Source organism: Corallococcus llansteffanensis, assembly GCF_003612055.1.
Taxonomy (GTDB): domain Bacteria; phylum Myxococcota; class Myxococcia; order Myxococcales; family Myxococcaceae; genus Corallococcus; species Corallococcus llansteffanensis.
This window is the reverse complement of the sequence record NZ_RAWB01000465.1, coordinates 1-7,858: the sequence shown is the minus strand read 5'-3', so window position 1 is coordinate 7,858 and position 7,858 is coordinate 1. Positions and strand designations below refer to the sequence as shown.

Annotated in this window: 8 protein-coding genes; 4 read left to right on the top strand and 4 right to left on the bottom strand. The window is 71.8% G+C overall.

Going from position 1 to position 7,858, the window contains the following annotated elements; all coding sequences use genetic code 11:
• Positions 1–1,424: DUF4153 domain-containing protein (locus D7V93_RS32070; protein WP_147451448.1), on the top strand; the 1,424-nt coding region annotated here is incomplete at its 5' end.
• 25 nt (positions 1,425–1,449) lie between these two features.
• Entirely contained in the window at positions 1,450–2,331 is an 882-nt protein-coding gene (locus D7V93_RS32065) for an EamA family transporter (RefSeq protein ID WP_120647003.1), read from the top strand.
• Between the two features lie 5 nt (positions 2,332–2,336).
• Here the strand turns inward: D7V93_RS32065 and D7V93_RS32060 are convergent, their stop codons facing one another.
• The 4 genes from D7V93_RS32060 to D7V93_RS32045 form a co-directional block, all read right to left on the bottom strand.
• The gene (locus D7V93_RS32060; RefSeq protein WP_244237645.1) at positions 2,337–3,272 is read right to left on the bottom strand and encodes an SMP-30/gluconolactonase/LRE family protein; all 936 of its coding nucleotides are present in this window, start codon (positions 3,270–3,272) and stop codon (positions 2,337–2,339) included.
• A 111-nt stretch (positions 3,273–3,383) separates the two neighbouring features.
• Positions 3,384–3,848 carry an Lrp/AsnC family transcriptional regulator gene (locus D7V93_RS32055; protein ID WP_120647001.1) on the bottom strand — a complete coding sequence of 155 codons (465 nt, stop codon included), beginning with the start codon at positions 3,846–3,848 and terminating at the stop codon, positions 3,384–3,386.
• A 49-nt stretch (positions 3,849–3,897) separates the two neighbouring features.
• Entirely contained in the window at positions 3,898–5,088 is a 1,191-nt protein-coding gene (locus tag D7V93_RS32050; protein ID WP_120647000.1) for a cysteine desulfurase-like protein, read from the bottom strand.
• A gap of 43 nt (positions 5,089–5,131) precedes the next feature.
• Entirely contained in the window at positions 5,132–5,746 is a 615-nt protein-coding gene (locus D7V93_RS32045; protein WP_120646999.1) for a CAP domain-containing protein, read from the bottom strand.
• A 163-nt stretch (positions 5,747–5,909) separates the two neighbouring features.
• Between D7V93_RS32045 and D7V93_RS32040 the strand changes: the two genes are divergently transcribed.
• Together D7V93_RS32040 and D7V93_RS32035 are read left to right on the top strand one after the other, a co-directional pair.
• Complete coding sequence (locus D7V93_RS32040) at positions 5,910–6,386, top strand: PIN domain-containing protein (RefSeq protein WP_244237644.1); 477 nt, start codon at positions 5,910–5,912, stop codon at positions 6,384–6,386.
• 302 nt (positions 6,387–6,688) lie between these two features.
• On the top strand, positions 6,689–7,858 hold a 1,170-nt coding region (locus tag D7V93_RS32035; RefSeq protein WP_244237643.1), incomplete at its 3' end, for a LysM peptidoglycan-binding domain-containing protein.

The window sequence follows — 7,858 nt, the reverse complement described above, 5'->3', positions numbered from 1 at the left end:
CGCTGGGACTGCTCGCGGAGGTCCTGCTGGACCGGGAGCGCTGGGGCCTGGGCTTCCCGGTGCTGGTGGCCGTCCTGGTGGGCGCGCTCGCGTGGCTGGGCGGGCGCGAGGGCTGGCAGCGCGCGCGGCCCAACGCGTGGCTGCTGGTGCCGCTGGGGCTCGTCACCGGCTTCGTGGCCGTGCGTGACAGCCCGTGGCTGCTGTCCCTCAACGTCCTGACGGCGGGCGTGCTCCTGATGCTGCTGGCGCACTTCTGGGCCGCAGGTCGGCTGCAGCGGCTGGGCCTCACCGGCTATCCCTCCGTCGTGCTGGGCGCCGCGCTCCAGGCCTTCCGCTATCCGCCCGCGCTGGTGCGGCAGAGCGTGGACGTGCGCGGCCTGCGCGCCCATGCCCCGCGCCTGCTGTCGCTGGGACGCGGCCTGCTGCTCACCCTGCCGGTGCTGCTCGTGTTCGGAGTGCTGCTCAATTCAGCGGATGGGGTCTTCTCCTCGGCGATGGACCGGATGCTGTCGTTCGACCTGGGCCTGGACGTGCTCGTGGCGCGCGGAATCGGCATGGCGTTCAGCGCGTGCGTGGCGGCGGGGGTGCTGGGCCACGCGCTGCGCCGCCGGGCCGCGAAGGAGTGGGGTGACGCGGAGGTGGAGCCCGCCACGCCGCGCCTGGGCCTCATCGAGGCGCTGATGCTCATCCTCACCGTGGACGCGCTGTTCCTCCTCTTCGCGGGCTTCCAGGTGGCGTACCTGTTCATCGGCGACGCGTCCTCCCCCGCGTCTGGCTACTCCTTCGCGGAGTACGCGCGGCGCGGCTTCTTCGAGCTGGTCGTCGTCTCCATGCTGACGCTGGCCCTGGTGATGGCGCTGACGCGCTGGACGCGACGCGAGACGCCCGTGGCCCAGGCCGTGTTCCGCGCGGGCACGTCGCTGATGGTGGTCCTCACGCTGGTCATCCTCGCGTCGGCGATGAAGCGGCTGTCGCTCTACGAGGACGCCTTCGGCTACACGCTGCTGCGCCTGTACACCCACGTCTTCATGGTCGCGCTGGGGGCGGCGCTGGCCTGGCGCGCGGTGACGCTGTGGTGGAGGATGGAGCGCTTCGCGGTGGGCGCCTTCGGCACGGCGCTGGCGGCGGTGCTGGCCCTCAACGTCATCAACCCGGAGGCCTTCATCGCCCGCCACAACCTGGAGCGCCAGGCGCGCACCGGCACGCTGGACGTGGAGCTGCTGTCCCGGCTGTCCGCGGACGCGGTGCCGGCGCTGATGCCCGCGCTCTCCTTCCTCTCCGAGTCCGACGCGGCGCTGCTGTTGGACGGGCACCGGGACCGGCTGTCGCAGGGGGACACGGTGCCCGAGTGGAATGTCTCCCGCTTCCTCGCGCGCCGGGCGCTCCTGCGGGCCGGGCCCTGGCGCGAGCCCGTGACTCCCTGAGGAGTGGTGGTAAGAGTCCGGCGTCATGACTCCAGCCGGACGCCGCGCCCCCCTGCTGTCCCCGATTCCGGCGGTCCTCCTCGCCGTGGTGAGCGTGCAGGGTGGGGCGGCGCTCGCGAAGGGACTCTTCCCGGCGGTGGGCGCGACAGGCGCGGCGGGCCTGCGGCTGGTGCTGGCGTCGGTGATGCTGCTGGCCTTCTTCCGGCCTCCGCTAATGCGCTACACCCGCGCGCAGTGGGCGGCGGTCATCCCCTACGGCCTGGCGCTGGGGGTGATGAACCTCACGTACTACCTGTCCATCGCGCGCATCCCGCTGGGGCTCGCGGTGACGCTGGAGTTCGTGGGCCCGTTCGCGCTCGCGGTGGTGGGGTCGCGCCGGGCGCTGGACTTCCTGTGGGTGCTCTTCGCGGCGGCGGGCATCGTGCTCATCACCCCGTGGACGGCGCGGCCCGACGGATTGGATCCGCTGGGCGTCGTGCTGGCATTGGCGGCGGGCGCGTGCTGGGCCGTCTACATCCTGGTGGGCGGCCGGCTCTCCCGGCGCGTCCCCGAAGGGGAGGGCGTGGCGGCGGGCATGGTGTTCGCCACCCTGACGGTGCTGCCGTTCGCGCTGGTGGGCGGGCACCTGGAGCGGCTGACGCCCGGCCTGTTCGCCGCGAGCGTGGGCGTGGCGCTCCTGTCCAGCGCCCTGCCCTATACGCTGGAGATGCGGGCGTTGGGGCAGCTCTCCAGCCGCGCCTTCGGCATCCTGATGAGCCTGGAGCCCGCGGTGGCCGCGCTGGCGGGCTGGGCCTTCCTGCGCGAGCACCTCACGCCCCTGCAATGGCTGGCGGTCGCGCTGGTGAGCTTCGCGTCGGCAGGGGCGACGCTGACGGGCAAGCGTCCGGAGCCGCCCGTCGAGGCGTGACGGCGTCAGCAGGCCTGGATGCCATTGACGGGCAGCAGGACCGAATACAGCGACGTGGTCGCGCAGAGGTAGAGCCGGTTGCGCTTGGGCCCGCCGAAGGTGAGGTTGGCGATGGGCTCCGGGACGCGCACCCGGCCCAGCAGCGTCCCGTCCGGCGCGTAGCAGTGCACGCCGTCCGCGGTGCTCGTCCAGAGGCGCCCCTCCGTGTCGAGCTTGAACCCGTCGAAGAACCCCGCCGGGCAGGTGGCGAACACCGCGCCGCCCGCGAGCGTGCCGTCATCCCGCACGTCGAAGACGCGCAGGTGCCGGGGCCCTTCCGGGACGTGGGTGCCTCCCGTGTCCGCGACGTAGAGCCGGCGCTCGTCGGGTGAGAAGGCCAGCCCGTTGGGGCGCACGAAGTCGTCCGCGGCGATGCGCACCGCGCCCGTCTGGCCATCGATGCGGTAGACGTGACAGGCGCCCATCTCCGACTCGGCCTTGTGCCCTTCGTAGTCCGTGTCGATGCCGTAGGTCGGATCGGTGAACCAGATGGACCCGTCCGACTTCACCACCACGTCGTTGGGGCTGTTGAAGCGCTTGCCCTCGAAGCGGTCCGCCAGCACGGTGATTGCTCCGGAGTGTTCGGTGCGGGTGACGCGGCGCCCGCCGTGCTCGCAGCTCACCAGCCGGCCCTGCCGGTCCAAGGTATTGCCATTGGTGTAGCCCGCGGGCTGACGGAAGACGCCCACGGTGCCGGTGGCCTCATCGAAGCGCAGCATCCGGTCGTTCGGGATGTCGCTCCACACGAGCATGCGGTGCACGGGGAAGTACACCGGCCCCTCCGCCCAGCGGCAGCCCTCATACAGCCGCTCCACCTTCGCGCTGCGTCGGATGCAGCGCCTGAACCGCTCGTCGAGGATGTCGTAGTCGCTGTCCGCCATGGTGCCTCCGGAGAATCCCATCCAGTCCGCGCCACGGTAATGCGCTCGACGCGCAGGCTTGCGGCGAAGAGGGGCGAAGTTCGCCGTCATCCTGCGTCCGGGAGGCCCTGGACGCAGCGGCCCCGCGGCGCGCTAGGAGATGGGCAGACGCTGGCCGACCTTGACGGCTTCGAGCACGAAGGTGGTCTGGAACTTCCGGATGTTGGGATCGCCGAAGAACAGCTCGCGCGACAGCCGCTCGTAGTCCGCCACGTCCACGGCCGTGACGATCAGCATGAAGTCATGCGGGCCCGCGACGTAGTAGCACTGCTGGACCTCGGGGCGCGCCGCCATGCGCTGCTTGAACGCGTCGATGAGGACCTCGCTCCCGCCGCGCGCCAGCTCCACGCCGACGATGGCGGTGAGCCCGCGCCCCACCGCCCGGGGCGCCACGATGGCGACCTCCGCCACGATGGCGCCGGTGTCGCGCAGGCGCTTGATGCGCCGCTGCACCGCGGTGGGGGAGAGCGCCACCGCGTCGGCGATGGCCTCGGAGGTCAGCCGGCTGTTGTCCTGCAACAGCGCGAGGATCGCCTTGTCGAGTGCGTCGAGTTCCATCAGGACCGGGAACCTACTCGCAGTGGCTCCACCGCTTCACGCGTCGGGCTCAGGGCAGCGAGTCCAGGCCCGCCATCAGCCGCTCCACGTCCTCCTGGGTGTTGTAGTGCAGCAGCGATGCGCGCACGGCGCCGTCAGGCATCAGGCCCAGCGCGTCCGCCGCGAGCGTGGCGTAGTAGTGCCCCGCGGCGACGCCCACGTCCTGCCGGGCCAGGTGCTCGGCCACCGCGCGCGCCGGCAGGCCCGTCACGTTGAAGCAGAAGGTCGCTACGCGCCCCTCGGGCTGCTTCGGTCCGTGGAGGCGCACGCGCGGGTGGCGGGCCAGCCGCTCCAGCGTGGTCTCCAGCAGCGGCCGCTCCAGCGCCTCGATGCGCTGGAAGGCCCGCACCAGGCCCTCGCGCCCCGGCTCACCTCCGCCCAGCACCTCGCGCAGGTAGCCCAGCGAGCCCAGCCAGCCGGCCCACCCTTCGTGGTTGGCGGTGCCCGGCTCGAACTTCTGCGGGCTGTCATCCGGCACGAACCACAGCTTGTCCGCCGGCAGCCCCGCGAGCAGCTCGCGCCGCACGTAGAGGCAGCCCAGGTGCGGACCAAAAACCTTGTACGGCGAGAACACCGCGAAGTCCGCGCCCCACGCGCGCACGTCCGGCAGGTGATGCGGGCTGGAGTGCACCGCATCCACGAACACCCACGCGCCCACGCCGTGCGCCACCTCCGCCACGGCGGCCATGTCCGGCGTCGCGCCCACGGAGTTGGCCGCCGCCGTCACGGCGACGAGGCGCGTGCGCGGCGTGACGAGCGCCCGCAGGTCCGCGGGCTCCAGCCGCCCCTCCGGCCAGTGCGCGCGCCACGTCTTCACCTTCACGCCCTGCGCCTCCAGCGCGCGCCACGGGGCCGCGTTGGATTCGTGCTCCAGCTCGGAGATGACGACCTCGTCTCCGGCTTTGAAGAGGCGCGAGAGGGCCCGGCCCACCTGGAAGGTGAGCGCGGTGGTGCTCGGGCCGAGCATGACCTCCTCGGGCAGACAGTGCAGGAACTCCGCCGTCTCCGCTCGCGCGCGGGCCTTGAGCGCGGTGGCCACCTGCGAGGCGGCGTAGGGCTGGCCCACGTTGCAGCTGCCCCCCGTGAGGAACTGGCTGATGGCGTGGATGCAGTGCGAGGGCACCTGCGCCCCCGCGGCGTTGTCCAGGTAGCTGAAGCCAGACCGCAGGGCGGGGAAGTGCTCGGCGTACGGGGAGGTCATGGGCCCGGCAGCATAGGGCACCCGGGCCCTGTTGCCATGGCGTCTACGGCGTCCCGAAGTCCTGCGTCCAGTAGGCGCGGTAGGTGCTGGTGGGCCCGTTGAAGTAGCCGATGCCCGTCTGCTTGAGCGCGCCGTTCATGATGTTGTTGCAGTGCCCCGTGCTGGCCATCCAGCCGTCCACCACCGCCTGCGCGGTGCCGTAGCCCGCCGCGATGTTCTCCGCGGCCGTCCGGTAGGTGTAGCCCGCCAGGTTCATCCGCTGCCACGGCGTGGAGCCGTTGGAGCCCGTGTGGCTGAAGAAGTTGTTCGTGCCCATGTCCTTGGAGTGCTTGCGCGACGCACAGCGCAGCCGCGTGTCCAGCGTGAGCGCCGCCACCGGAGGCTTGACGACGCCGCCACACGTCGCGCCCGCCGCGCGGCGCTGGTTGATCAGCGTGAGCACGCTGTCCTCCAGCGCCACCCACGCCGGATCCCACGTCGTCACGTCGTCACAGTAGGCCGCGCTCGCGCTCACGCCGCCTCCCGCGATGTCCGTCTGCATGGGCGGGACGACGACGCCCTCTCCGGCCGGCACGGGCACCTCCTCGCCACCACAGCCCGCCAGCAAGGCGGAGGCGCTCAGCAACGTCAGACACAGCGAACGGGAGAACACGGTCATGGACAGACCTTTCACCGGCACGGACCGGCCGAAGGAGGGGTGACGACAAGAATCATCTTTGTCCTTTATTCCAGGTTTTGACCATGGACACCCGGTGCAGCGGGATTGACTGGTTGGAGGGCAGGTTGAGTCGGCGGCGCTGCTGACGGAAAGTTCTTCTTCCGTGAGCACTCCTTCCGCTGAGCCTGCCGTTCGTTCCGTGGTGCTGGACACCAACGTGGTGCTGGATGTCTTCGTCTTCGACGACGCATTCGCCCGCCCCTTGAAGGAGGCGCTGCAGGCCGGAGCGCTGACGGCGTGGGCGGACCGGCACACGCTGCGGGAGCTGGAGCTGGTGCTGGGCTACCGCTCGTTCGCGCTGACGCCGGAGGCGCAGCAGGCGGTGCGTGAGCGCTACGGCGCGCTCGTGCGGGTCGCGGACGGGGAGGCCAGCGCGGCGGTGGAGCTGCCGCCGTGCCGGGACCGGGACGACCAGAAGTTCCTCGTGCTGGCGGCGCGCGTGGGCGCGGCGTGGCTGGTGAGCAAGGACAAGCGTGTGCTGTCGATGGGCGGTGGGCGACGACTCCCGTTTGAAGTGCTGACGCCCCGGCGCGCGTCACTGCTGTTGGAGGCGCGGAGCGCGCCGCCCCCGGGAGGCTGAAGCAAGCAGGCAGGGGTGCACACCCAGAGTCAAAATCGCGGTCGGCGCTTTGTGGCATGGGCTTTCTCGGGCCATCCTTCGGCCCGGTGCGTTCCTCACTCCTGATCCTCCTGCTCTGCGCCGGCTGCGCCGCGCGTGTCGTCACCCCCGTCCCGGCGTCCGCCCCGGCTCCGGCCCCGAGCCAGGCCGCGCCGACCGCCGAGGCTCCGGCCACGGCTCCGGCCGCTGCGCCGTCCACCCCGGCGGCGGCTCCGACAGGCTCCCCGGCGACGGGTGAGGCCCCGGCCACAGCCGCCGCTCCGGTGACCGCCGCTCCCGCCGCGATGCCGTCCCCCGCGGAGGTCGCCGCCGTCGTCACCGACGCGGCCATGCGCGACAACCCGTGCCCCGCGGGGACGGAGGCCGAGGAGGAGGACGACGACGCGGCGGCGGCCACCGACGACGAGGGCGTGAGCGAGGAGGGCGAGCTTCAGGCGCCGCTCGCGCCCGCCGCGCCCGCCGGGCCCCTGTACACCGCGGACCTGTCCGAAGAGGCGCTCACCGAGGCGTGGAAGAAGGACCCGTCCACGCTGGGCTCCATGTCCATTGGCTTCGTGGAGAGCGGCCGGCAGCTCAACAGCCACCGCGTCCCGGATGACAAGGACTGGCTCGTGGTGTCGCCGGAGATCGCCTGGGGCACGGAGGAGACGGTCAACTACGTGATGGCCGCCATCCGCGCGGTGCGCGCGCAGTACCCGGACGTGCCCCCGCTGCGCGTCAACCGGCTGTCCACCAAGGACGGCGGCTACCTGCGCCCGCACAAGAGCCACCAGAACGGCCGCGACGTGGACCTGGGCTTCTACTACCCGACGGCGGAGCCGGTGCGCGCGCGCGAGCGGGAGCGCTACATCGACGTGGCCATGAACTGGGCGCTGGTGCGCTCGCTGGTGACGAACACCGACGTGCAGATGATCCTCGTGGACAAGCGCGTCCAGAAGGTCCTCTACGATTACGCGGTGAGCATCGGCGAGGACAAGGCCTGGCTCGACTTGCTCTTCAACGCGGGCTTCAACTCCGTCATCAAGCACGCGCGGCGGCACCGCGACCACTTCCACGTGCGCTTCTTCAACGCCCGCGCGCAGGAGCTGGGCCGCCGGGTGGCGCCGCTCTTGGCGCTCCAGCCGGACCAGAACCTCATGATGTACCGGGTGCGCAACGGGGACACGCTGGGCGGCATCGCGATGCGGCACAACTCCAGCGTGGTGGCCATCAAGAAGGCCAACCGGATGCGCAACACGTTCCTGAGCATCGGCCGGCGGCTGGTGATTCCCCTGAAGGGCCCGTGCACGCACTGCCCCATCCCGCCGCCCGTGCAGCTTCCGCCGCGCCGGCTGCCGCCGCAGACGCAGGCCCCCGCTTTGGTGTCCACGACGCCCCCGGCTTCGGGCAAGCTGCCCACGCGGATGAGCACGCGCGCGCCGTACGTCCGCACC

Coding starts and splice junctions, on each gene's coding strand:
- D7V93_RS32065 (WP_120647003.1), top strand. CDS start 1,450: ATGACTCCAGCCGGACGCCGCGCCCCCCTGCTGTCCCCGATTCCGGCG.
- D7V93_RS32060 (WP_244237645.1), bottom strand. CDS start 3,272: ATGGGATTCTCCGGAGGCACCATGGCGGACAGCGACTACGACATCCTC.
- D7V93_RS32055 (WP_120647001.1), bottom strand. CDS start 3,848: ATGGAACTCGACGCACTCGACAAGGCGATCCTCGCGCTGTTGCAGGAC.
- D7V93_RS32050 (WP_120647000.1), bottom strand. CDS start 5,088: ATGACCTCCCCGTACGCCGAGCACTTCCCCGCCCTGCGGTCTGGCTTC.
- D7V93_RS32045 (WP_120646999.1), bottom strand. CDS start 5,746: ATGACCGTGTTCTCCCGTTCGCTGTGTCTGACGTTGCTGAGCGCCTCC.